The sequence below is a fragment of the Bradyrhizobium australafricanum genome (genome assembly GCF_020329495.1).
GTDB lineage: Bacteria > Pseudomonadota > Alphaproteobacteria > Rhizobiales > Xanthobacteraceae > Bradyrhizobium > Bradyrhizobium australafricanum.
Genome location: NZ_JAGKJL010000092.1, coordinates 1 through 22,426, shown reverse-complemented (window position 1 = coordinate 22,426; position 22,426 = coordinate 1). Strand labels below are relative to the sequence as shown.

At 61.0% G+C, this 22,426-nt stretch carries 27 protein-coding genes and 5 pseudogenes; 13 read left to right on the top strand and 19 right to left on the bottom strand.

Features of this window, described 5'->3' with window-relative positions:
• The 3 genes from J6525_RS42405 to tnpA form a co-directional block, all read right to left on the bottom strand.
• A partial coding sequence (locus J6525_RS42405; protein WP_225648904.1) for a hypothetical protein occupies window positions 1-195 on the bottom strand: 195 nt, incomplete at its 3' end.
• Between the two features lie 49 nt (window positions 196-244).
• Window positions 245-583: an IS66 family insertion sequence element accessory protein TnpB gene (gene tnpB, locus J6525_RS42400; protein ID WP_446471738.1), complete on the bottom strand. Its 339-nt coding sequence runs from the start codon at window positions 581-583 to the stop codon at window positions 245-247.
• Between the two features lie 23 nt (window positions 584-606).
• Window positions 607-1,008 carry an IS66-like element accessory protein TnpA gene (tnpA, locus tag J6525_RS42395; protein ID WP_225649109.1) on the bottom strand — a complete coding sequence of 134 codons (402 nt, stop codon included), beginning with the start codon at window positions 1,006-1,008 and terminating at the stop codon, window positions 607-609.
• A 224-nt stretch (window positions 1,009-1,232) separates the two neighbouring features.
• On the opposite strand from tnpA, the pseudogene J6525_RS42390 reads away from it, so the two are divergent.
• A pseudogene (locus J6525_RS42390) lies at window positions 1,233-1,382 on the top strand (IS66 family transposase); the annotation flags it as partial.
• A 358-nt stretch (window positions 1,383-1,740) separates the two neighbouring features.
• Here J6525_RS42390 and J6525_RS42385 read toward each other — a convergent pair.
• The 4 genes from J6525_RS42385 to J6525_RS42375 form a co-directional block, all read right to left on the bottom strand.
• Window positions 1,741-2,802 carry a fatty acid desaturase gene (locus J6525_RS42385; RefSeq protein WP_225649108.1) on the bottom strand — a complete coding sequence of 354 codons (1,062 nt, stop codon included), beginning with the start codon at window positions 2,800-2,802 and terminating at the stop codon, window positions 1,741-1,743.
• A 557-nt stretch (window positions 2,803-3,359) separates the two neighbouring features.
• The gene (locus J6525_RS42380) at window positions 3,360-3,638 is read right to left on the bottom strand and encodes a DUF1488 family protein (protein ID WP_225649107.1); all 279 of its coding nucleotides are present in this window, start codon (window positions 3,636-3,638) and stop codon (window positions 3,360-3,362) included.
• Between the two features lie 234 nt (window positions 3,639-3,872).
• Entirely contained in the window at window positions 3,873-4,007 is a 135-nt protein-coding gene (locus J6525_RS47135) for a hypothetical protein (RefSeq protein WP_283848686.1), read from the bottom strand.
• Window positions 4,008-4,137: 130 nt separating this feature from the next.
• On the bottom strand, window positions 4,138-4,386 hold the full coding sequence (locus tag J6525_RS42375) for a hypothetical protein (RefSeq protein WP_225649106.1): 249 nt from the start codon (window positions 4,384-4,386) through the stop codon (window positions 4,138-4,140).
• Between the two features lie 279 nt (window positions 4,387-4,665).
• On the opposite strand from J6525_RS42375, the gene J6525_RS42370 reads away from it, so the two are divergent.
• On the top strand, window positions 4,666-5,310 hold the full coding sequence (locus J6525_RS42370; RefSeq protein ID WP_225649105.1) for a protein-L-isoaspartate(D-aspartate) O-methyltransferase: 645 nt from the start codon (window positions 4,666-4,668) through the stop codon (window positions 5,308-5,310).
• Between the two features lie 577 nt (window positions 5,311-5,887).
• Here J6525_RS42370 and J6525_RS42365 read toward each other — a convergent pair.
• Window positions 5,888-6,223, bottom strand: a complete 336-nt coding sequence (locus tag J6525_RS42365) for a phasin family protein (RefSeq protein ID WP_225649112.1) — start codon at window positions 6,221-6,223, stop codon at window positions 5,888-5,890.
• A gap of 271 nt (window positions 6,224-6,494) precedes the next feature.
• On the opposite strand from J6525_RS42365, the gene J6525_RS42360 reads away from it, so the two are divergent.
• From J6525_RS42360 to J6525_RS42330, 7 genes and pseudogenes are all read left to right on the top strand, one after another.
• Entirely contained in the window at window positions 6,495-6,704 is a 210-nt protein-coding gene (locus J6525_RS42360; RefSeq protein WP_225649104.1) for a cold-shock protein, read from the top strand.
• A 99-nt stretch (window positions 6,705-6,803) separates the two neighbouring features.
• A pseudogene (locus J6525_RS42355) lies at window positions 6,804-7,041 on the top strand (transcriptional regulator).
• An 81-nt stretch (window positions 7,042-7,122) separates the two neighbouring features.
• The gene (locus J6525_RS42350; protein ID WP_225649103.1) at window positions 7,123-7,359 is read left to right on the top strand and encodes a hypothetical protein; all 237 of its coding nucleotides are present in this window, start codon (window positions 7,123-7,125) and stop codon (window positions 7,357-7,359) included.
• A gap of 25 nt (window positions 7,360-7,384) precedes the next feature.
• On the top strand, window positions 7,385-7,573 hold the full coding sequence (locus J6525_RS42345) for a hypothetical protein (RefSeq protein WP_225649102.1): 189 nt from the start codon (window positions 7,385-7,387) through the stop codon (window positions 7,571-7,573).
• Between the two features lie 68 nt (window positions 7,574-7,641).
• Window positions 7,642-7,839: a TenA/THI-4 family protein gene (locus J6525_RS42340; RefSeq protein ID WP_225649101.1), complete on the top strand. Its 198-nt coding sequence runs from the start codon at window positions 7,642-7,644 to the stop codon at window positions 7,837-7,839.
• Window positions 7,840-9,184: 1,345 nt separating this feature from the next.
• Complete coding sequence (locus J6525_RS42335) at window positions 9,185-9,385, top strand: hypothetical protein (protein WP_225649100.1); 201 nt, start codon at window positions 9,185-9,187, stop codon at window positions 9,383-9,385.
• Between the two features lie 33 nt (window positions 9,386-9,418).
• Window positions 9,419-9,628, top strand: a complete 210-nt coding sequence (locus J6525_RS42330; RefSeq protein WP_225649099.1) for a PRC-barrel domain-containing protein — start codon at window positions 9,419-9,421, stop codon at window positions 9,626-9,628.
• Window positions 9,629-10,118: 490 nt separating this feature from the next.
• Here the strand turns inward: J6525_RS42330 and rpsU are convergent, their stop codons facing one another.
• The 4 genes from rpsU to J6525_RS42310 form a co-directional block, all read right to left on the bottom strand.
• On the bottom strand, window positions 10,119-10,394 hold the full coding sequence (gene rpsU, locus J6525_RS42325) for a 30S ribosomal protein S21 (RefSeq protein WP_225649098.1): 276 nt from the start codon (window positions 10,392-10,394) through the stop codon (window positions 10,119-10,121).
• Between the two features lie 329 nt (window positions 10,395-10,723).
• A complete protein-coding gene (locus tag J6525_RS42320) occupies window positions 10,724-11,197 on the bottom strand; it encodes a GNAT family N-acetyltransferase (RefSeq protein WP_225649097.1) in 474 nt (157 codons plus the stop codon).
• A 457-nt stretch (window positions 11,198-11,654) separates the two neighbouring features.
• The gene (locus tag J6525_RS42315; protein WP_225649096.1) at window positions 11,655-11,894 is read right to left on the bottom strand and encodes a hypothetical protein; all 240 of its coding nucleotides are present in this window, start codon (window positions 11,892-11,894) and stop codon (window positions 11,655-11,657) included.
• Window positions 11,895-12,005: 111 nt separating this feature from the next.
• Complete coding sequence (locus J6525_RS42310; protein WP_225649095.1) at window positions 12,006-12,251, bottom strand: hypothetical protein; 246 nt, start codon at window positions 12,249-12,251, stop codon at window positions 12,006-12,008.
• 326 nt (window positions 12,252-12,577) lie between these two features.
• Between J6525_RS42310 and J6525_RS42305 the strand changes: the two genes are divergently transcribed.
• Window positions 12,578-12,781 carry a hypothetical protein gene (locus J6525_RS42305; protein ID WP_225649094.1) on the top strand — a complete coding sequence of 68 codons (204 nt, stop codon included), beginning with the start codon at window positions 12,578-12,580 and terminating at the stop codon, window positions 12,779-12,781.
• A gap of 208 nt (window positions 12,782-12,989) precedes the next feature.
• On the opposite strand, the pseudogene J6525_RS42300 reads toward J6525_RS42305, so the two are convergent.
• The 4 genes and pseudogenes from J6525_RS42300 to J6525_RS42285 form a co-directional block, all read right to left on the bottom strand.
• A pseudogene (locus J6525_RS42300) lies at window positions 12,990-14,251 on the bottom strand (DUF3363 domain-containing protein).
• Window positions 14,252-14,384: 133 nt separating this feature from the next.
• A complete protein-coding gene (locus J6525_RS42295; RefSeq protein WP_225649093.1) occupies window positions 14,385-15,116 on the bottom strand; it encodes a relaxase/mobilization nuclease domain-containing protein in 732 nt (243 codons plus the stop codon).
• 797 nt (window positions 15,117-15,913) lie between these two features.
• Window positions 15,914-16,347: pseudogene (locus tag J6525_RS42290) on the bottom strand (type VI secretion protein); the annotation flags it as partial.
• Between the two features lie 528 nt (window positions 16,348-16,875).
• Complete coding sequence (locus tag J6525_RS42285) at window positions 16,876-17,301, bottom strand: transposase (protein ID WP_225649092.1); 426 nt, start codon at window positions 17,299-17,301, stop codon at window positions 16,876-16,878.
• Window positions 17,302-17,521: 220 nt separating this feature from the next.
• On the opposite strand from J6525_RS42285, the gene J6525_RS42280 reads away from it, so the two are divergent.
• Complete coding sequence (locus tag J6525_RS42280; protein WP_225649091.1) at window positions 17,522-17,689, top strand: hypothetical protein; 168 nt, start codon at window positions 17,522-17,524, stop codon at window positions 17,687-17,689.
• Window positions 17,690-18,813: 1,124 nt separating this feature from the next.
• On the opposite strand, the gene J6525_RS42275 is transcribed toward J6525_RS42280, so the two are convergent.
• Window positions 18,814-19,086 (bottom strand): DUF2285 domain-containing protein, encoded by a 273-nt coding sequence (locus J6525_RS42275; RefSeq protein ID WP_225649090.1) that lies wholly within the window; start codon window positions 19,084-19,086, stop codon window positions 18,814-18,816.
• Between the two features lie 154 nt (window positions 19,087-19,240).
• Here J6525_RS42275 and J6525_RS42270 point away from each other — a divergent pair, with 154 nt between their 5' ends.
• The gene (locus J6525_RS42270; protein WP_225649111.1) at window positions 19,241-19,420 is read left to right on the top strand and encodes a helix-turn-helix domain-containing protein; all 180 of its coding nucleotides are present in this window, start codon (window positions 19,241-19,243) and stop codon (window positions 19,418-19,420) included.
• Window positions 19,421-19,725: 305 nt separating this feature from the next.
• Here the strand turns inward: J6525_RS42270 and J6525_RS42265 are convergent.
• Both J6525_RS42265 and J6525_RS42260 read right to left on the bottom strand, forming a co-directional pair.
• A pseudogene (locus tag J6525_RS42265) lies at window positions 19,726-20,921 on the bottom strand (DUF932 domain-containing protein).
• Between the two features lie 448 nt (window positions 20,922-21,369).
• A complete protein-coding gene (locus J6525_RS42260) occupies window positions 21,370-21,681 on the bottom strand; it encodes a DUF736 domain-containing protein (RefSeq protein ID WP_225649089.1) in 312 nt (103 codons plus the stop codon).
• A 539-nt stretch (window positions 21,682-22,220) separates the two neighbouring features.
• Between J6525_RS42260 and J6525_RS42255 the strand changes: the two genes are divergently transcribed.
• On the top strand, window positions 22,221-22,426 hold a 206-nt coding region (locus tag J6525_RS42255), incomplete at its 3' end, for a helix-turn-helix domain-containing protein (RefSeq protein ID WP_225646685.1).

Sequence of the window (22,426 nt, the reverse complement as noted above, 5' to 3'; positions counted from 1 at the left end):
TCGTGCTGTCGCTTCCACCCCGCCGAAGTGAACAGCCGCATCGGTCAGATTTCGGCTGTCTATGCTGCCTTCGCCTTGAAACCGCGGGCTCGGCCTTCGGGTTGCTGACTTTTTCGAGGCCACAACGCGTTCTCTCTCGATACGGCCCGATGACTCGTGATCTCCCTTTCCGGAGACCTTGTCGATAGGCTTCAAAAATTCGGTTTCCCTCCTCTCTGCTATCCAAACTACAGGGCTCTGACTTTTACCCTGGTGGGATTGCCTCCCACTGGACACGCCAGCCTTTGCTGGACACACGGTTACGCCAATCGATCCCGGACAGAAGATAGCTCAACTGCGCCGGCGAGATCGTTACCGATTCACCGGCAACCGATGGCCAGATGAACTTTCCTCTCTCGAGTCTTTTTGTGAACAAGCAGGCTCCCTGGCCATCGTGCCAGATCGCCTTCACAAGATCGCTGCGGCGACCGCGGAAGACGAACAGATGACCGCTGAGCGGGTCTTTGTGCAGCACCTCCTGCACTTGGAGTGCCAGCGACGGAAAGCCTCTGCGCATATCCGTGTAGCCCGTCGCGAGCCACACTCGTACATTCCCCGGTATCGCAATCATCGGCGTCCAAGCACATCGAGGACCCGCGCCAGCGCCTCCGGATCGACGTGCGCATCCACCCGGATGCACCGTCGGTTGCCGAGATCGATCTCTATCAATCCAGTACGCGCGGCTGCCACGGAGCGAACTCGGCCATCAACCGTAGGCAAAAGCTTCGGAGTGTCCTCAGCCGATGCCGCTACGGCGGCGATCTGCACCGGCGTAAAAGATGGTACAACTTGTTCCGATGTCCGTGCTTGTCGACGCCAGGTAAACACCAGGCTGGCCGCTACTCCGTTGCGACGCGCAACCTCAGTCACCTTCGCACCAGGCGCCAACGTCTCCTCGACAATCCGTGCCTTGTCGTCCTGCGACCAGCGCCGCCGCCGCTCCAGCCCGCCCAAAACCTCGACCCGCATCGCCTGATGACCTTAAAGCTAGACTAAAGGCCACACGCTTCGCGAATTACCACCCGTCAAGCAAGACGGCCCCCGTCGGATGCGTACGATGCGCACCTCAGCTAACGTTGTGCGCATCTCCCACTTGTCGCGGCATCGGGCCCACCGTTCTGCCTCGAAGGCTTTTCAACCGAAACCTTCAACTGCTGGGTAAAACCGTCGTCGTTTGCGCGACGGCGATCTTGCCCGACAGCAAGCTTGGCGACGCCGTATCCTATGCTCAGAACTAGTGGAATTATCTGGCGCGATACACCGAAGATGGCAGCATGCCGATCGACAACAATCTTCTGGAGCGCGACATCAGGATTTTTGAAACTGGCAGGAAGAGTTGGTTGGTTACTATTGTTTTTCTCCGCACGCTTTGGCGTGCATTCCGCCCAACGAGCGTCCCCGAGCGCGCAAAATCGTAGTTTGGCGTACAAAATCGTGCAAATGGCGGAGAGAGTGTCAGTCAATCCCCATTGACGCACAAGCTGTTTTTCATTCAGACGGGTGGAAACCTACGGTCCTTGCTACTAGCAATATGCTCATAAGTCCGTTCCAATGTCGGCTTCGCTCCGAAAGCGACCGAAATGCTGTGTTGCCGCAAAATGACGCGACGGCCAACAGCCGACATCGGATGCCTAGAGCCCCCGACCGAGGCGATGCGCTAACCGTGGCACATCAGGATCGAGGAAAGCGCGACCGCTATGGCTATGGTGCGGCGAGCTTTGGCGCCGTGTCCTGAAACTCCCAGGCTCTGATCTCGCCAAACGACACCAGGCGGCGCTGCTGCTCGTCCCACAGCACAAGCCGCACGCACCGAAAACTTTGTAGAAGCGTTATCTGACCGACCACGCGCAGTTCGGGGTGGTCGCGCAGCACGCGCGGTAGCCGGTAATAAGGAATGCGACTGCAGAGATGGTGCACGTGGTGGATGCCGATGTTGGCTGTGAACCAGCGCAGCAACACCGGCAGATCGTAATGTGAGCTGCCGTACAGAGCGGCTTGATGCAGGTTCCAGCGCTCGTTGCGCTCCCACGCCGTTTGCTCAAATTGATGTTGCACATAGAACAGCCACACGCCGGTCGTGGCGGCGAGCAGCACGATCGGAAGATGCACGAGCAGGAACGCCTTAACGCCGATGAACCACATGAGCGCAGCGACGATCAGGGCAATCGCGAGATTGGTCGCCATTGTGCTGGCCCAAGGCTGCCAACCGTTGCGCATGAGGCCGACCGGGAGACGGTGTTGCAGGAGAAACAGATAGGCTGGTCCGACCCCGAACATGACCAGCGGGTGACGGTAAAGTCGGTATTTGAGACGGCCCCACCACGAACGGGTCAGGTATTCGCGCACTGTCAGGGTATCGACATCGCCGATACCGCGCCGGTCGAGGTTGCCGGTGGTGGCATGATGGATCGCATGCGTGCGGCGCCACCAGTCGTACGGCGTCAGGGTGAGCACGCCAATGACGCGGCCGACCCAGTCGTTCGCCAGACGGTCGGCGAAAAAGGTGCCATGGCCGCAGTCGTGCTGGATCACGAATAGGCGCAAGAGAAAGCCAGCAGCTGGAACCGCGATAAGCAATGAAGCCCAAGCATAGCCAAGGGAGAACATGAACCAAGCTGCGGTCCATAACGTCACGAGCGGCAAAGCCGTGATCACCAACTCCGCGACACTGCGCACGTGATTTGGTGTGCGATAGCTGCCCAGAATGCGCGTCCAACGCCGGGTGTCGAGCGCCGCCAGACCTGAGGTATATCCAATGCTCAAGATGATATCCGAGCTGCGATCGTGCGCCGGGTCGGCTGAGCTCTCGGCGTCGTAGCTCGCACGGCTTGCGCCCTTTCGCGCTCGCGTTCCGTTCTCTGCGCAGCCGCAGTCACTAGTGGCCTGACTTGCAAGATCGTCGTCACTTTCTTTGTGGCGATTGCGGTCAAATAGAAAATCCGGCGTGCCGACGGATCGGCCGCGGCACTCTGAAGCCACAAGTTCTGCCAGTACATCCGTGGTCAGAGCAGGATGGCCCTTCGGGCAGTCGCTCAGGCGGCGCGCAGATTTTCGGCGGCAGACTTGCCGGTGCGGCGCTCTGCGACGATAGCGAAGCTGGCACCATATGGACACGAATTAGAGCGGCGTCAAGCTCCGCAGGTTTCCGCGTTGCCGATGGCCGCTTTGGGACTTGGCCGTGTAAGAACACTGTCCATCAAAACTTCCGCCTTCGCTAACCCGGACATCCCAAATCGTCTTAATGCAAAGTCAAAGCACAACGTGTTCTCGATGGAATGCGGATATCGCGTTGTGCATCAGACCTGCCGACTCCTTTGGAACTAAGTTTGGAAGTCGATACTGCGCAAGATAATGCCTGGAGGAGTGCCTTCGAACTCCATAGCCAGGAATTTGCGAGCGGCACGCTCTTCAATCCGATCGCGGAGTCTCATGAATTGCGCCTCGCGCTGGTTGGGCCTGGACCGCGCTATACCTTCCAGATCATCCATGGCGGAGGTCGAAATGGCGCAGGGTATCTCCCTTTGTCCGTCAACCATCGAAAACAGCATGACCATCCTGTCGAACTCGTAGCCGAGAAATCGACCACGTGTGAGTGCCATTGGACCTCCTCCTTTCCATCATGTCCAGGTCAACCGCCTGACGCTTGTAACTGCCCGATCGTTTACGCGACGCGCGCGTCTTGCCATTGGAGCTTTGAAGGCAGGACGACATCCGCGGCGGTGCGTCTATGACCTGGAGTGGCCAATCTAGCTGTCGTGCCGCACTCAGCACCTGCAGCCGCTGGACGGACGCGGATCTATCAATCTCCCGACAACGCGTCAGATGACGCTAGTCTATTTCCTTTTGCCCTCAACGAAGGTCGGCTGCCGTCCCGCACCCTTTTGGCTTGGTGCTGCGGCAATGACTTTGATTTTCTTCTTTTTGGGTTTCTTGGCCTCCCGATTGCTTCTTTGTTGACCTTTGGCCATGTCGATCTCCTTGGGTTTGAGGATGACGCAGATTGAGATGCAGAATTGGCCAAATTCGTAGTCAGAAATTATCATCCGGTTCAGACGGTGAGCGTGTCCAGATCATATGTCTGGGCCGTGAGCCTCGTAATCAGATCAAGCGTGCAGGCAACATATTGCCGTCATGGGTGCAGCCAATGTGGATCCCCGGGCACAGGCGCCGCAGCCGTCCCTGAATTTCGATCTCGGGATATAGGACCAGCTCATTGCGATCCTCCGCTGCCTTCACCAGCGCGTTCCGCGCTGCAGGAGTAGGCGACACGAGCAGCGCGAGCAAAGGAACGGCGCCGGATTGCTGGTAAAGCGCCTGCCGACGGCACGGCCGCTGCCGCTCCGCCACGAAGATTTCGGCATGTCCCGCTTTAAGGACAGCTGTCGAGATTGTACAATCTTTCCCGCCCGTTTGAAGGCCTCCCGCTGTCCTCAATGGACCTGCGACGTCTTCAGCGTGTCATGGGCGGCATAGTTCCGCTTGAGGAACCTCATCCGCATTGCCCGCGGGAGGTCGTGACGGGTGGCCAGTTGGTGCAGTAGCCTGGCTCGGCGTGCGCGGGCGTAACGCCATGCGTCGTGAAAGTTGCCAATGCGAGCAGAAAACCTTGAGGCCCTGCGAGAACACATGCTCGCGGTCATCGCCGCCAACGCCTTTGCGCTGCGTGACACAATTGGCAAGAGTGCCTTTGACGAACGTGTCATGACGGCCATACGCGAAGTGTGGCGGCATGAGTTTGTGCCAATCGAACTTCAGCCCTACGCGTATGACAATATTCCACTTCCAATCGGCTTCGAAAAGACGATCTCGCAGCCATTTATCGTCGCCCTAATGACCGATCTGCTCGACATCAAGGCCGATGACAGCGTTCTCGAAATCGGGACCGGTCTTGGCTATCAGGCCGCCATCCTCGCGCGGCTGGCCCGCAAGGTATACTCCGTTGAAATCATCGAAGAGCTCGGCCAAGAGGCGAGGCGACGGCTCCGACGGCAGGGCTGCAGCAATGTCGAACTTAAGATTGCCAATGGCTATCACGGTTGGTCAGAGCACGCCCCCTTTGACAAGGTGATCGTGACGGCTGCTCCCGATCTCATTCCTCCTCCGCTGATCCACCAGTTGAAAGCGGGTGGGAAAATGGTGATACCGGCTGGCCTGCCCAATACGCAGCAGCTCATTCTGGCCGAGAAGCTCGCTAACGGCAGAATGACGATGAAAGAGATTCTGACCGTCCGGTTCTCTCAACTCGAGGGGACTGGACCTAGCCTGCAATAAGCCCGATGGCGCATCCGTAACGGAGCATGGCCACAATGATCCAGAGCGGCAACGCCGTCACCCTCGCGACCTGCGACACGTCGCTTTCGAGCTCACATTCGCATCCGCTGGCCTTGCCGCGGTCTAGCGGCATTGGCGCGCGATCCTGTTCCGTTCTTGCCGCTGGCGGCAGGCTTCCTCGCCGGAGCGGCGATCAGTCCGCCTCGAATGGCCTGCTTGCGCGCGAGTTTGCGTCGTCGGTGGATGGCTTCCGTTGTCTCTCTCGAAGTGCTGTCTGAGGGCTTCTCGGAGAAGCGCCGGCGGCGGCTTCTCCCTGAACAGGTCCTCCGCTGCATTTTTCTCTTGAGGATGCGAAGCGCTTACTCGACGTCATTGTCTCGAACGAATACCTGCACGCGTGTTGCTCCCAAGGTGGCCGCACAAACCATCGAATCGTTCGGCAAGGATGCATCTGCATCCCAACTACCGAAGCTCATTCAAGGCACGAGCCCGGTGGAGATCAGCCCGGGGAAATGCTGAGCTGCTGCAAGGTCTCCCCCTTTCGCCGGGGAGTTTCAGCTACCTCAGGAGCTAAACATCAGGTCCGATCTTTCGATCCGGTTGCTCTTGCGAGCTCCCGAATGTGGTGCTCCGCAGCGGCCATTTGCCGTTTCACAAGCTCGGACTGAGCAGTGGCAACTTCCTCAAGACTAGCCGTCGACGCGACTTTTCGAGCGTGATCGAAGCTGGTCTTCAGGCTCTCTTCCGAGAATGCGAGCACTTGCTTCGAGACCTCTGCCGCCGGCATCGTGCTGGCCGCTGTTGATCCGCGCGCCGCATCAAAGAATAAGCCGAAAGCTTTTTCGGCCTGGTCGATCGTCTTCTCGGCGAGCTGGCGCAGCTCGGCGGGAACTTCCAACTTAGGTTCAGTCATCTTCGTCCCGCCTGTGAAGTTGACGATCATATGACGCATCTTGACGATTGGACAAGGGCTGGCGTTCGTCCTTATCAAGGCCTTGGAGCGCCAGACCTCATGCGGATTCGGTGTGTGGTGCACTTGTGTATTGTTACGTAAATCCATACCCTGCGTACATTCGATTAGCCGCTGTGCCTTTTTGAACGCGCCTGCGGGCTCCTTCCCGAAACATCCGACCAGTTGAATCTGAAATCGCGTGACGTCACGCGAACGCGCTTTGGAGAAGAAAATGCCGACAGGTACTGTTAAATGGTTCAATGGCCAGAAGGGTTTTGGCTTTATCCAGCCTGACGATGGCGGAAACGATGTGTTCGTGCACATCAGCGCCGTTGAACGGGCAGGCCTTGCAGGCCTTGCAGAGGGCCAGAAGGTTAACTTTGAGCTCAAGACCGACAAGATGCGTGGTAAGGTAAGCGCGGAAAATCTGTCGCTGGCTTAAGCTGTTTGCGCCATTTTCACTGATGTACTGAAATGGCTGTAATGCCCGCTCGATCCTGTGGATTGAGCGGGCTTTGCTTGTGGCGAACTCGGATGAGAGATGAGCGGCGAGAGATCAGCTGAACCTTCGCCCGAAAGCATCGCACGCGCCAACCGGCAGCGGTTGGCCGCGGAAGAAGGTACACGAGCGATGGCGGATCTAGGGGCGACAGGCCATCGAGGTTCGCAAGAACATGGAGCGTCTTCGCGCCTTGCGGGAGACCAAGGAAGCGGAAGAGGCAAGAACGCGAACGGTTCTGACGGAAACCGCAAGGAAAAAACCCAAGAGGGGACTTTGAAGAATAGCGACTGGACTTAGCCTTGGTCGGGCCCGCAGGAGGGGAGGCCGATGCTCTGTCCTGAACCGAGGAGACGGCCAGATGCCCAAGAGCGTGCGGATCGTGCCTAAGACCGTGTCGGGCGACCGGCAAACGATCACCTTCGTACTGGCCATAGGCTCGGTTCGGCAGACGTGCCGTCTTGAGACGACGTTCCGGACGCAGAACCAGGCGTTCAGCTATCTCCACAAATATCGGACAGAATTTGAGCGTGTCGCTCGCGCTAGACTGGCGCGTGGCGAGGTTGACGACGGCGTGATTCACCTCACGATGCTTTAGATCGATACGGGAGCTCCGGATACGCTTGACGAGCGAAAGTGCCTTGCGAGCGCGTGCACGCAAACTCGGCTACGCTATCCATAAGTCGCGGTCACGTTCGATTCATGAAGACAATCTCGGAAAATACGCACTCGTGAAGGAAGATAGCAACTCCGTCGTGCTCGGTGAGCATTTTGATGCCTCGCTCGAGGAGATCGCGGAGTATTTGAGCTGATCACCCCCGCAGGTGGTCGTTGATTGGCGTCAAGCAAAAGCTTGGCATGCGACAGTGAAGCTTTGGCTATGGCGCAGCCTGATGATTTCAAACTGATCAAGCAGATCGTCGCTGCCGGCGGCCACAAACACGTGACGGACGAGCTTGATCGCGACAAGTATCAGCGCTTGGTCGAGCTGGGCTGGTTGAAAGCCTTCGTGGCAGACATCGGCGATGTGTCCTATCGGGTGACGGAACGCGGCAGAGCAGCCGCCTCTCGTTTTTAGAGGCTAGAAATCCTTCGAAGCGGCGACTGGGAGCTGGTCAGCGCGAATGCAGAAGAGGGGCGTTCGCGAGGCTCGGTCGCCGAGCGGCGATCTGAGCCCCAATAGATTGACAATTTGCCTGCGTTGTCGCCCGGCTCTGATCGTGCCATGCCCCGTCTCACCCGCCGCCGCGACCGTATTTTTCGGTGCCCCCAATGTGGCGGGATCACCTCGGCTGAGGAAGGTGGTGCCTGACTTGCACTGAAGGAGCGCGCTGCCCGCACAACCACGAGCAAAGCCGCCAACGATCAGACCGCCTTCATCGCGCGACGACCGGTGAGCTGCGCGCCCATTACGCCAGATCAGTTCGGGCGCACGGTTGCGACCTGCTCGGTGGCCGGAATCGATCTTGCCGACTGGCTCGTCTGAAATGCTCCGCACTCGACTGGCCGTTTTATTCCAAGGGCAAGTACGTACGGCGAAGCGCAGCGCGAAGCAGAGCGCGCTGGACGGCGGGATATTGGCTGGCAGCTACGTCGCGCCTTGGCTTATCGTGCCTGGGCACGACAGGGTGGGATGCCGCGCGGTCGCTCGGATGATGCAAGCGCGCACCCATGACTGGTCAGCCGGTGGCGACTCAGCTCACCGCTCGCGAACGCCGCCGCCCGCAAGCTTGCAAGCTTATCGAGAACGCGCGCGGCATCACGCCGGTGCAGGCCTGCCGCATTCACCTCGCGCCGATCTAGGCGCGTATCAATGCGTTTGAGTTACGCCGGCTGTTAGCCACCAGACCGAAGAAGAAATGGATCCACGGACTCAGCTAATCGGTCCGCTGCTTGCATGGCAGCCGGCGTGGACTGCCTTTCGGAAGGCAGCGAGCCGACAGAATTGACTGCCGGCTCAGTCCCAGCGGCAAGAACGGCTATCACAATCGGAGCGAGATATTCGGTCCTCATGGTGAGGTCACCGCCATTCCCCCAGAAGCTAACTGGGCACTCTCAGAAATGGTTCCCGAACGCCGTGCCTCGATGTCTTCGCCCGCGTCGGAAGTTGCCGCCGTGGCGCCAGCGACTTAGGCTTCTCCTTCCGAATGGAACATCGCGGTCGCGATCAGAAATCAGGAACGAAAGCCGCCTGCAGGCTTTCAACAAACATGAGACCGTCGCTCGCCGGTACTAACACGGCGCATGTCGCGGATAGCCAAAGGTCGCTGACCCGCTTTTCTCAAGCGCTCGCGCACGGATAGCCAAAAGCGGCGGTCTCCGGTTCCATTCAAATGCCAGCTGCGCCCCGATCGGTCGCGGGAGAGTGCAGGGACGATGTTGGCCTGTCGGCGGGGGTGTTTTACCGAACCGAAGGCTCCGTTATGCGCAACCGCATTGACATCGACCATGTACACAGCCGGGCTCTCGTTCGAGAGATCGGCGAGCGATTACGCGCGTCGCTGAAACCAGAGCCGGAATTGCCGGCGAGTCTCAAAATGCAAATCGACCGGCTCCGCGAATTGGAAGAGCAGTCACCATCAATCATTCCAGCGGCTGAGCGCCGGCACAAGCCTCGTCGTTGAGGCACAGACGGCTTGGCCGAACAGGGACGAGTAATGCCATCGGTGAAGCGCCATGCGTCCAACATTTTGCATGAATATGGTGAGGCGCAATCCGAATTGATCGGCAAAGCCGTCGTGCTTACCGATGGAAAGGCAGGTACGGTGCAGAACGTTTGGCTGGATGAATTGCACGGGCTGCGGATTTCGATCAAAGGCCATGATGGACGATGGCCGGTCTCAACAATCAAGGTTGTGGAGAGTTAGACCCTCGCATCGGCTGCGCGCTGCCCAGCAGCGCGCTCTTTTCAGAACATTCAATCAAGGTGAAAAAGGCGATCTCGATCAGGAACGTGGCGCTCATGATGGCGACAGTAAGAAATGCGTCGCTCGGCGAAAGGGGAGGTCATGGCCTGCCTCGCGCTCTTGCGAAGCCCCCACGCTAAATTCAGCTAGGTTAGAAATGTCGCCGTTCTAAGTCGCCTACATGGCGAGATTCATTCTCATCCATATGGAAGGTCGTCAGATGAAAAGCATAAAGCGGCAAGAGTTCTTGCATTTGGTGGCTGACTGCATCGAGCGGGGCGCCGCCATTAGCGCGCCGCTCGTCGAACGATCAACGCGGGACCGACCCAAATTCCGCAGGGCCTTCTGGCCGCGCTTGCAGAACGTCACAAGTGACGCGGCAACCATGGCAATAGATCCGTGATGACAACGTTCCTCGGCGCTCAGCATTCTCCTGGCACTGAAGTTCCCTTTAGTCTGCGCGTGCTTTGACCTCCGGCAAAGGCGGCTTGCGCTCAAAAATCTTCTTTTTCGGCGGCGCTGGAAGCAATCCCTCCCTGATCGCTTGCTTCCGAGCAAGCTTGCGAGCCCGGCGAACAGCCTCAGATTTCTCACGTGTCTTTTTTTCCGAGGGCTTTTCATAGGAGCGCCGCCGTTTCATTTCTCGGAAGACGCCCTCGCGCTGCAACTTCTTCTTAAGCACACGGAGCGCCTGCTCGATATTGTTGTCGCGGACAAGTACCTGCAATCAATTCTCCTCTGAGCTGCGAATGCGACAGGCCCTGCATTGCAGCCAATTGCTGCAGGATCTTCATTGCGATTGTGAGGATGACAGTGACGGCGACACTCCTCGCCGACGACGAACAAGCCGGTCCACTTCGTCACGGCGATACAGTTCGATGAGAACGACGTGACCACTCTGGCAGCACCATGTCAATCGATAAAGCCTTCCTCGCATGCCATGCCCGTCGAAGCTGCTTGCTGAGTACCTGAGCTAGGTCGAACGGGCGGTGCGCTCTGGCATTCCTCGTCATATCGGTGCGCCTTCGCGGAAAATGGCTGCTTAGGTCACTCGCGTCATTTTGGCCGGCTCGCCGGATGTCTGCTTATCCCCCGACAGTGGCGGAAGAGCAGACATCCCCTAACCGCTGCTTCGGGCCACAACGAGACGTCGAAGCCGTCGCCGATCTCAAGGGCTGGTCCTGCCTGCAAGACGTCGAACGTGAGCCGCGGCAGCATCCTGCCCGGTAGTGATCCCGAAGGCGCTGTTCCAGCGTCGCGAGCTCCAATTCCGCGATAGAAGGGCGCAGCATCGGGATCAGCCTCGATAACCATTCGATGTGCGCCCATCCTCCTTGCGAGGTCGGTTGCCCAAGCAAAAAGCGCCTTTCCTGTCCCCTTTCGGAGCACCTCGGGCTCGACAAAGAGCTTCAACAATTCGGCGTCATCGGCGGTGACTTTGACCTGTACGACACCGACTATTCTGCGATCCTCTTCGGCAACGGCGACATGCGTCGATTCGAGGTCCAGCGGACAGAACGATAACTCCACTCACTACGACAGGCCTTCATGACCTCCTCCTCGTAGCCCCACACCGCCTTGGATCTGAAACAGAGATCGCAAAGTCCAGGCAGCTCATCAACACTCGGGTTCCGGATGATCGACGCCAAGCAACTCTCCTTGGAACGGTAGAACGGCCGCGATGATACGTATGTCGTCTCTGGCTCATTCTCGACCGAGTCTGTGGGCCTCGCCTTCCATTTGATGTCTGCTTTACCTCAAAAGCAACCGGTGCCGGGGCGAGGTCCCCTCGGGTTCAACGGGCGGGCGATGCCCCAGTGGTGATCTACCGGAAATAAATTCAGACAGCATCTGGACGGGAGGTCGCGATGGACGCTGCCTGCTAGCATTCGTCGTGGTGATTGTGCTGGCCGCCATCGGGCTGGCCGCAGCGGTCTTCTGATATCGGCCGGCCCAAGCACGCCAAACAGACGCGCTCATCATCGGCTCAAGCCCGACTAAAGCCGTCCACCGCCAGCGTGATCTTGTGCGCGGTATGGTCAATGGTGATGCAGTTTATCTTTGTCAGCGCGCCGCTGGTCCTGAAGAACAGTTCGTGGTGGAGCTTTAGCTCGGCATCGATTTGGTGGTGCCCTTTGATAAGCGTGCCGTCGAGGTTGGTCTGGCCCACTTCATCGCCGGCTTCGTTCACGATTGTTCGGATCATTTCGTCTTTGATGGGTTTCATCTCCGCCTCCTACAACGTTGTGCCGGTCCCGGCGTTCGAACCAGACGTACCCAAACACGATACGATTGGCGGGCGCATCAAGCTCTATGTGCAAGAGAACTTCCCGGAGGCTTAGAGCCTGACGGCCTGCACCGCTCCGGGCTCGCCTGATATGGCGCGCTGCGGACTACCGAACCGGTCTATCGTGATCCATTCGCGGTCAAATGTCGGCTCATACAGAGCGAAGCCGTCAGGACTGGACGTGACGACCAGCGTCTCCGGATCGAGCTTCTGCAGCTCATCTATCAGGTCTTTGACTTTCATGGCCGTGCTCATTGCATGCGCCGCGGTGCCGGCGCGTTCGAGAACCTCGGCCATTATAGCCTCGCAGTCCTGCGCTGTCAGGACAGCGCCCCAGTCGCGCAGCTCCTGATGAGGCAGCGGCCATCAACCTCACGGCGCTTGTCGCGGCTTCCTCCCTCGAGAGACCGCCCAGAGAGCGCGGACCAAAGGGACGCTAGAAGCAACTCACGGGTATCTCCGGGGGCAGGAAATTACCCGGTGTCCCACCACCAAACCACTGCGGCACAAGACTCACCACGCCAAACAAGGCTCGGAGGGGGTCAGCCGGTTTTTGCGGACTGTGCGGACGCAAATCACCCGCCCCAATCCGCGCCCGGAAAAACCGGAAGGAGGGCAACGCTATGAGCGCCGCCGAAGCGCTGAGAGCGGCGCGGGTCGCCGGTGTCGAATTGCGTCTCGACGGCGACGACCTAGTGTTGGAAGCCTCCGCGCCGCCGCCGGCCGCAATCCTCGATCTTCTCTCGCTTCACAAGCCTAGCATCGTGGTGTTGCTGCGTCCTTGGCAAAGATGGCTGGTCGGCCGAGGACTGGCAGGTCTTTTTTGACGAGCGCGCCGGGGATTGCGGAGTTCGATGGCGGCCTGCCACGCGATCGCGCCGAGGCCCGCGCCTTCGCCTGCTGCGTCGCCGAGTGGCTCAACCGCAATCTGGTGCGCTCCCCGCGGGCGATCTGGCCACCGTGCCCAAGTTGCCCCCCTCGTCCACGCTCCCGCCCGTCGGAAGACGGCCGGCGGGCCGGCAAGGAGGCTCCGGCTTACAGCGCCAGCCCGCGTTTCCGACCGAAACCCCATTCGATGCCACCGCTGTCCCGCATCACACCGCTGATATGCTGGCCGATCCGCTTGTCGAGCAGGGGCTGCCAGGGCACGAGCTGAAAGCCGAGGCCATCCTCGATCATGGCGAAGCGCCCGCTGACCAGCGTGGCGACGCCCGCAAGCCTGCCGGCGACGAACTCGCCCGGCTTGCTCGGCGTGTAAGTCAGCCCGCGCTCGGCCGCGATCTGCTTCCCGACGCGGCTGATCTCGGTCGCCTCAAGGCGGGCGATGAGGTCTTTCGGCGCGCGAACGCGGCCGTCGTCGAGCCGGGTTGCGTGCCCCTGATCCACGAGGGCCTGGCGGCGACGCTCCATCGCGTCCGTGACCTCCCGTCCAAAGCCCGCCGCCGAGATTGGCATCCGGTTGGGAGTTCGCGGTCGAGCCAGGTCGCGCCGTCGCTGCCGATCTGGCGCTCAAGATCGAGGGTGGAAAGCGTGCGAATGGCAAAATCCGTCGGCCGGCCGGGGGCGTCATAGGCGATGCCACGTTCGGCGATGTCGTGGGGGATTTTCCAGTGGTCGGCGTCGATCCGCTCGACATGGCCGGCGCGGCGCAGTGCTTCGAGCCGGCGGACGTGGGCGCGGATGAACGCGTCCGGGTCGCCCTTGAAGCGCTCGATCTGCCGGCGCGCGGCCTCCAGATGCTCGCTCGGCCGGTAGAGGCCGCCGTTCATTGCCGCAATGTCGCGGATGTTGAGGTCCGCGGCACGTGGCTCGGCTTTGGTCAGCACCGGATCGAGCGCGACGATGTGGCCGCGTTTGATCTCGTCCAGCCTGGCCGAATCCGCCCTCTCGACATGGTGGGTGCGCCCGTCCATGCCATCGATGACGAGATGCAGCCGGTCGCTCATCTCGTCGCCGGCCAGTCCCTTGGCCAGCACCCGGCCGACGACCGGCTCGGCGATCTGCCTGCCGTGGGTGACGCACTGGGTGGGCGCGCGCTCGTCGGCGATACCATGCTCGGCAAGCGCCCGGTGCATGGTCTTGATGATGTCGCCCCGCTCGCCCAGCTCCCGCAAGGTCCGCTCGGCCTTGTCCGAGAGCGTCCAGCGACCCGGCTCGGTCTCGCTGGCAAGACCGTAATGCTCAAGCTGGCGGACGCGCCCGATCAGGTTGGCGCGGTTCTCGCGGACGAGATAGCTCGCCCCTTCGCCGGGCCTGAGATCGATGACGCCGTGGTCGCGCTGCTCGGAGGCCAGCATCCTGTCGAGCCGGGTCCAGCGCTCCGCCAGCACCTCGTTGTGGAGCTTGTTCTGGAGCTCGATTTCGGTCTGCGGGCCTAGCTCGAGCGTGACCAATTCGCTCGCCCGATGACGGACGCCATGGGCGATATAGTCACCGGCAATGTTGAGGGATGCGGCCGTCATCGAGCACGCCGCGGACGATGACATGGGTATGCGGATGGCCGGTGTTGTGATGATCGACGGCGATCCAGTCGAGCCTGGTGCCGAGGTCGGTCTCCATCTGCCGCATGAGGTCGCGGGTGAAGCCGCGCAGGTCAGCCATCTCGATGGAATCCTCCGGCGCGACAATGAACCGGAACTGGTGGCGATCCTGACGTCCGCGTTCGATGAACGCCCTGCCGTCCGCCTCGTTCTCAATGGCTGAGTAGGCCCGGCCGCTCTCGCCGTCGCGGGTGACGCCGTCGCGCTCGAGGTAGCGCAGATGCGCGTCAGCCGCCTTGCTCGCCGCGCCCCGCATCCCCGGCCCGCGCGAGCCGCGTTGCGGGTTGAGCTTCACCACCCGCGCCTTGACCACGACCCGACGCGCGCGGAAGCGACCGCTGGAGTCCTGCTGCCAGCCGTCGCCGTCCTGGGCAAAGGACGCCACCACCCTGGCGCCCCGGCCGCGCGCGTTGAAACGGCCGCTTGCCTGCCCGTTCCCGCTGCCCGCTGATCCCGCGCCGCGGCCGATCTGGTTGGGGTTGCCGCCGGCCTTGCGCACGGCGATCTTCACCTCGGTCAGGAAGGGCAGATCGCGCGCGTTGACGCGTGTGCCCCGGTTGCGCACACAACCAGGCCGGATGCGGAAATCGTCGTGCTCATCGCCGTCATGACGCGACAACACTCAGAACAGCCCCCCGCGAGCCCGACAAAAAATCTCGGCGTCGGGATGCGTGCTTGGCCTGGGGCTCACGCGGTTGGATGTCGCATGTACGCAGGCGTCCTGTTCTTGGTAAAAAGAGGCCTAGCTAGTCACCGAGCAGAAGGAGGTCGTCACCATGCGCCTTCACACCTATCGGGACGAAAACCACTCCAGACATTTCGATCTGAGCGGCGGAAGGGACTATCCGTGGACGATTGACTTGGTCACGGTGACAGCCGAGGCCGTCCTTGCGGTGGGCTTCGCCTGTGTCGTCGCGGCGTGGCTCCAGTAGGGCGGTGCCCGTGCGCTCGCTTGAGGCGGCGCGCTCCCTTTTACTCGCCGCAGCTCGGCGAGGCGATCGGCCGGCACGCGGTTGGTCATCGGCCTGCCCTCGCCGCGTTAGCCACTGCGCGCAGATGCCCTTTAACGGCGCCACGTGCGCATACCGGCGTTAGCCACTGCAACATATTGACGAAACACGATTGAAGCCTTCCCGTCGGGATCGCCATTCTTCAACAACGGCGTGCATAACTCGCACCGGTTTGTAAGCCGGTTTATACGTTCTCGTTCAACCTACGTTCGCGCGATCGGCGGTGCACGATGAAGCCCCCGATCCCGCGCAAGGCACTCGATGACCGTTTGGGCTTCATCGGCACCAGCGGCTGCGGCAAGACGTACTACGCCGGGACGGCAAGGCGGGCGGCGCCTGTCTGCCACTCGACCCGGATTACCCGCCGGATCGGCTTGCGTACATGCTCTCTGATCGTCGGACGCCGCTGGTCCACCGCGTCCTCCGGCGACACGATGAAAACGGAGATGATGATGGTCGTCCTTGCAGCGCGCGGCGAAGGCTCGGCCCTCAGCGTCCCCGGTTTGCTGCCCGAACAGGCGGCCTTGTCCCCGTCGCGGGCCACTTCGTCGCGACGGAGATAATTGAGGTGGGTAGCGAGCGGCGCGGCGCGCGCTGTGACGGACGACGCGGGTCTTGACGACGACGATGCGCGAACGCCCATAGATGGATGGCCCGTACGCTTCCAATCCGGCCGCGTCCGAAGCGCGACCGGCTGCCCGGGATGATCCGGCCCGAACGAGACACCTGCCCGCCGGCCTTCCGTGCCGCCGCGATCGCCTGCGTAATGAAGGGCCGCGCCCGCTGTGACGTGGATGAGCAGATGCCGCCGGGCCGGATGCGAAACTCGCAATCCTCAGCCATCGCCGACCTCGGCAATGTTTGATAGATCGCGGAGTGTCAGTGACTTGCGTGCAGCGCGCACATTGCTGCCCAGGCGAGCACCTTGCGCGGCAGGCGGAAAACGTCAACCAACACAACGAACCGACCGCGGCGCAATGTGCGCCCTTTTATCTCGCCGTCCTAATCGAGCATGCAAAGTCAACTCCCTCCTACGCTTTTTTACGATTTCTCCAAACAAGCAGCGCTCCTTATCTCGCTGCTTCGATTGCAAGTAGCGTTCGCGTCAGCATGGCCACGACTTGCATTCTCTAGGCGGAGTCAGGCATTCCTTCGCGTTCGGCACGTGGCCGTCGCATTCTCTTCATCAGGCTCGTAAACAGGGCTGTCCAAGCAATCGGGTACTCTCACCCGAAGGGCGGCAGCAGGCGAGAGATAGCGGACATTCCCCGCTTCGCGGCCCCGCCAAGGGACGCTCGTCGCGCGTTCGGATCTCTAATCTTTGCTCCTCCTCAACAAGCTGGATGCAAGACCAGCAACAGTTCCCGGTTGTCAGCGCAGCAATTGCTGCGCAGGTTTCAACGTGAGTCGTTGTGTTACCTTGGCGCCGAGGCCGACGTGGAAGTCGGTCTCGCCGACCCACATCCGATGCAGAATGCTAGCGAGATTTTGCGCAACGGCGACGATCGCACACAGCGTGCTTGACCGCTTGGCGATCCGCAGTCCCCACGCGCGCAAGGCGGTCCAGGTCCTGACGCGCAGCAGAAGGCTTGCAGCCGTCTCGCAGAACGCCTCCCGAACGGCGATATCGCCTTGCCTGATGATACGGCCTTCATAGTCGACGGAGGCTCCGGACTGATGTCGCCTCGGCGTCAGGCTAAAATACGCGCCGACCGTTCGCGATCGCGCGAAGCGCCGACGGTCATCGACCGACTTTGAACGAAGGGCCGCAACGAGGCCGACGCCAGGAACCGTCATCAGACGCCGGCACGATCGTCTCGAAGACTCCGGCGACGAGATGGACAGGCGATTGTTGCTTCATCCGGGTGCCCGGGTTCAATCAAGCAGCGCTGCTCATTGCGCGCGACGCAAACACCGCTTGACGCCGGAAGCGCTGGACGGGCGGTCGAACCGGCGTCGGTTCAGCAACAAGCAGAAGCGGGCGATCGTGCAGCAGACGTAGAAGCCCGGCGTCAGCGTGGCGCAGGTTTACTGCCGCCATGGCGTCGCCACCAGCATGGTGTTCCGCTGGCTAACCGGTCGCAAGGCACCGCAACTCGCGACGGTGACGCTCGCCGACCGCGCGGCCAAGAGCTCCCGGCGCGCGACGCCTTGCGCGATCTGGTGCAGCCGCCGGACGGCATGATGGCGCTCGGGCTGGCCGATGGACGGCGTGTCTTTGCACTGGCCGGCAGCACTCCGGCTGTGGTGATGCCGCAGCTCGCCGTCGGCCGTGACGCCGTTTCTTCGCAAGTGCGGACCGCTGCAGACAGTCCAAACGAAGAGCAGCGGCACAACAGCCCGAACGCGCGCTCCCGACGGAGCCAAACATACCGTCGTGCTTGCGCAATTCCAGGGTAAAGCTGCAGCGCGCCACGGCCGTGCGGCTGCCCTAGGCCACCACCGCGCTCACAGGTTCGGTATATGTTGGTCGGGAGGGAGGAATGGTCCCGCAATCTATCGAGCAGGGGAATGGCAGATCGAAAGCACTCGTAACGCACGATCACTCCTCCCACGTCCACACCGGAACGCAAGACCGATCACGGCAGACGCGGGCAGACGTCCTAAGTAACGGCCATCCAGCACCCCCATCGGACTGCCAGTTTCATGAGAGAAGAGTCGCGCTCGCGAACTCACGACAGCTATTCCATTTGGGCAACGGCCGGCTGCGCCCGTTGCGTTCCGTCTGCATCAGGCGGACGGTTCGGCTGCGCAGGTCGTGCGTTTTCCAGGCGTGATCCGGAATAGGCTTCCTGGCGAACGGCGCTTCTGCGGTGGCACGATATGTACTATCAGCACTCTGCATCGAGCGCGCGAGGAGCCGGGTTCAACCGCTGGCGTCGCTGATTGGATGGCTCGTTAAAGGAAGGACCTCGCGCACGCCCGTTCCTGTCGCACCAAGGTTGTCGGGCCGCGTATGCCCACGCGTCAAGTTCGCGGTCGGACGACAACCTGGCTACTTGGTGAGCGCCACCGCTTGGCGGTTCTGTTGACCAAACTTCGACTGCGCCGATGCGCAGCGCTGCGTGCCAGCCGTCGCCTCAATGTTGCTATCTCTGCGTCCTTGAAGGCTCTTGCAGGATTCCGGCGACCGCCAGTCGAACCCAGGCATTGCTTCCTTGCACGCGGCAAACAAGGATCGTGGCGCAATAATTCCGATCGATTGGGCCGCAGGAGGACCCTGGTTTGACACCGCGTGGTCTCCCGAATGACCACGTGGTGGCCGGACACGACGATCGCGAAATCAAGGTTTTGGTCGATGAATTTCTTCTAGGTCGACCCCGCACCGCGTAAGAGACGCCCCTGTTCGGTCATCCACTTCGCGCGCGCGAGGTGACTCTCGTAAGCGTTCCGCGCGCGGTCCGGCTCACCCTCTGGATCGACGTGCAGCACTATTCGAGCAACTTCCCGCCAGTCCGCGCCCTCGCTGTCGGCCTGCAGAAGGCGGATGTACGTAACGACGTGCTGCTTGTCATAAACCGTCAGCTCGACGTCGGCCGGCGCAATGTCAGCAACCTCGGGATCAATCGGAAGTTTTGGCATGGTACCTTTGGTGCCCTCCCATCGCATTTCCCATAATGCAACGGCTGAACGGATTGTAACTTAAAAGCGGTAGCCTTAAAAGCATCAAGCAGCAGTATCTGCGTCCGTGAAGAGGACGCACAAAGGACCGCTCCGGGACGTGCTGGCCAGGAATATGCGCCGGCTCCGGGCTGCTCGCGGCCTTAGCCAAGAAGCTCTCGCGCACGAGTCCGGGATTAATCGTACCTATCTAAGCTCGGTTGAAAGATCTGAACGAAATATTTCCCTCGACAACCTGTCAAGGATTGCCGTTGGGTTGCAGATCGAACCCTGGAAACTGCTGAAGAGCGACTAGTTTGCGTGATCGCAGCAAATACAGAGCGCAGCAAACGTCATTAGATTGCGGAGTTTCCAGTCCACCGAGCAAAACGCGACTCTTCCAACAAGCTGGCAGACGGACCAAGCTTTGGAAGGCCGGTCGACCTGCTTGACGAGAAAGTGTCTAAGATTCGATCCTGATCTCTTCCGCGAGCCGGGCCGGAGGCCCGGCGAGCGCCGGACGCGAATTCGCGCCGCCGCCGCCGATCCGGCTTGCCGGATCGGCGGCGGCGTCCAGGCACGGGGCCGCACAACCGCCATCCGGTTGCGCGGCTCACATCTTCAGATCGCGCGCTCCATCAAGCGCTTTGCCTTGCCTTCCAGTTCAAGGCGCGTGTCCTGATGAGCCTTGCCGCGCGCAAACGCGGTAATGCCCTGCACGAAGTCAAAGATGCTTTCCGGCTTGCGGTTTTCCTCGCCCAGAACGGTTTCAATGATCTTCGACGTCTCGGACTTGGAAAACCCTCCCCTGCGGAGGAAGCTCTCCCGGTCCTCGTCCGTGCGGGCGACAATCCGTTCCGCGCCGCCTTGATGCCGGCGACGAAGCGCGCGGGCGAGGAATTGGCAAAGCTGGTCAATGCGGGTGCTGCTTCATGGGCGAAGCGTTGTGCGGCAAATTTCGAATGGCGAATGGTGATCTCCTCGAAATGCTCCACGCCCCAGAGATTGCGGTTCATGCAGACGGCCCGGAGATAGAAGCTGGCAATGCCGAGCGTCTTGCTGCCCACCTCGCTGTTCCAACAGTAAAATCCCCGGAAATACAGGTCCGGCGAGCCATTCGGCAGACGGCCCGCCTCGATCGGGTTGGTGTCGTCGACCAGAAACAGGAACACGTCGCGATCACTGGCGTAGAGCGTCGTCGTGTCCTTGGTCGCGTCCAAAAAGGGGTTGTGGGTCATGGTCGACCAATCCAACACACCCGGGACCTTCCACCGCGTATCGCCGGTGCCGTTGCCCGCAATCTTCATGACGGCGGCGACCAGTTCATGATCCCAGATACGGCCATAGTCCGGCCCGGTGACAGCACGGAGCTCAACACGTCCGCTATTGGTCTCCAGAGTTTTCACGAGCTCGGCGCGATGCGACAGCAAGCCGTGTTGCAGGTTGATGGCGGATAGCGCAGCTGGCAGTTGGCGCAAATAGGAGGTCGGCGCGCCCACCATCGTACACAGCTGGCCAAAGCTCCAATGGGTCGGCGCCACCGGCTCGTCACGTCCCGGCACCATCAGGACCAACCGCTCGGAATTGTCCCGGCTCGCCTCTACCCGGATGGTCCGGCTTTCCACCGTTCGCGCTTCCGCGCGCTCGGCCCGTCCCCGCACCGCCTCGTAAAGGTCCGGCAGGTTCAGGTAACGCTCGTCATCCGGTCGCGCAAACCACTCGGACGACACGCGGCCGATCCTTTGGCCGCGCGAGACATCCACGCGAAAACCGCCGGATGCGGGCTGTTCGCCTAGGGACAAGGTCATCGAGTTCATGGTCATTCTCCTGTGGGCTGAGGTTAAAGCGCAGCGCTGCGCTGCAACCCTGCCTCGCGGCGAGCAGCGGGTGTGCAAGCGGAGTGGGCGCCTTCGCGGGGAACCGGCTGCACGGAGCGCATTAGCGCGGAGGAAGCTGGGCGGAAGGCGCTCCGAAGCGCGCCGAGGGCGGAGCCCTAAGCGTTTTCAGGTCAAGATCTGGAGCGCGCTGCGCGCACGAATTGATTTTCTGGCGTCGCGACGCGCCGCAGTCCTCGGTCGTGCGCTAGCGCTGTTGGTGGGCTCCTCGCCCGGCCGACGACCTATAGCAGGTGAGCCCGCGGCATCCTGTTCTCATCGTTCTCTGGTTTGCAGCATGGCACTTGCGCTTTCTGCTTCCTTCCAAAGCGGCGCAAGAAGCACAAAAGGCCCCGCCTCCGGAGAGGCGGGGCCGATGATCCCAAGGGGATCAGTCGCCGCTGCGGCGCGACCAGATCAGGGTGAAGCCCTCGTCGCCTTCGACCTTCACCAGCGAGGCGTAGATCGGGGCCGGAAAGCTCGGATCGTCGAGCTTGACCGAGAGGTATTCGCGATCGCTGTCGCGAGCGGTCTTCTTCCAGGCAGCGCCGAACTCGGTCACACCGTTGAAGATGCGATAGTCGGGCGCCTTGTCGTTGTCCTTCTCGGATGCGGCGAACCGTGCCTTGATGTTCAGCGTCAGCGTCTTGATCGAGCCGGTGTAGCCGTTGTCCGCAGCGGTGAAGGTGCCGATGGTAGCCATGGTCGTCTCCGTTTGTTGCTCGGGCCGCGCCTATCGCAGCCTCGATGGCGATCCTTGGCCCGGGGAGCGATCGGCCCGCAGCCGTCAGGCCCGCAGCGCAGCGGAGGACGGCGACAAGCCTGCTTTTTTGTCTCCCGCGAGGAATGCCGCCCCTTCGCGGCAGGGGAAAAAAGCAGGCTTAAGCCGTTGCGGGAAGGCGATCGAGGCTCTTGCCGGCCCTCGGGCCTGATCAGCCCATTTGAGGTTAAGTTGGACGCGCCATAAACGAACTGACGGAGACCACCATGACGGCCGCCACCGGCGCAGCACAATTACTTGAGTAAAATCGATCCGGCACATGCTGACATCAGCGCGTGAATGCCAAGAAAGACGCACCCTCGGAAAACGCCAGCGCCCCTCGTCGCAGTCCCGCGTGCCGAGCGATGCGGCAGACCGCAATCTCAATGCTCTAGAGCATGTTGTTTTTTCGCAGAATCGGGATTCCCAGCGGGAGCGATTTCTGATTCAAACTCCGTGCTGGAGAACGGGGGCCAGCATGGATGACGCGACCCTATTCAGAAGACCTTCGTGAACGGGCTCTGGCGCGAGCTGATGCAGGAGAGACAGTTCGTTCGATTGCAGAGGCGCTTCAGATCAGCCCGTCCTGTGTAACGAAGTGGAAGAATCTGAGACGGGAGACTGGGGGCGTTTCGCCCGGCAAGATCGGCGGTCACAAGAAGCCGGTTCTGTCCGGTGCCAATGCTGA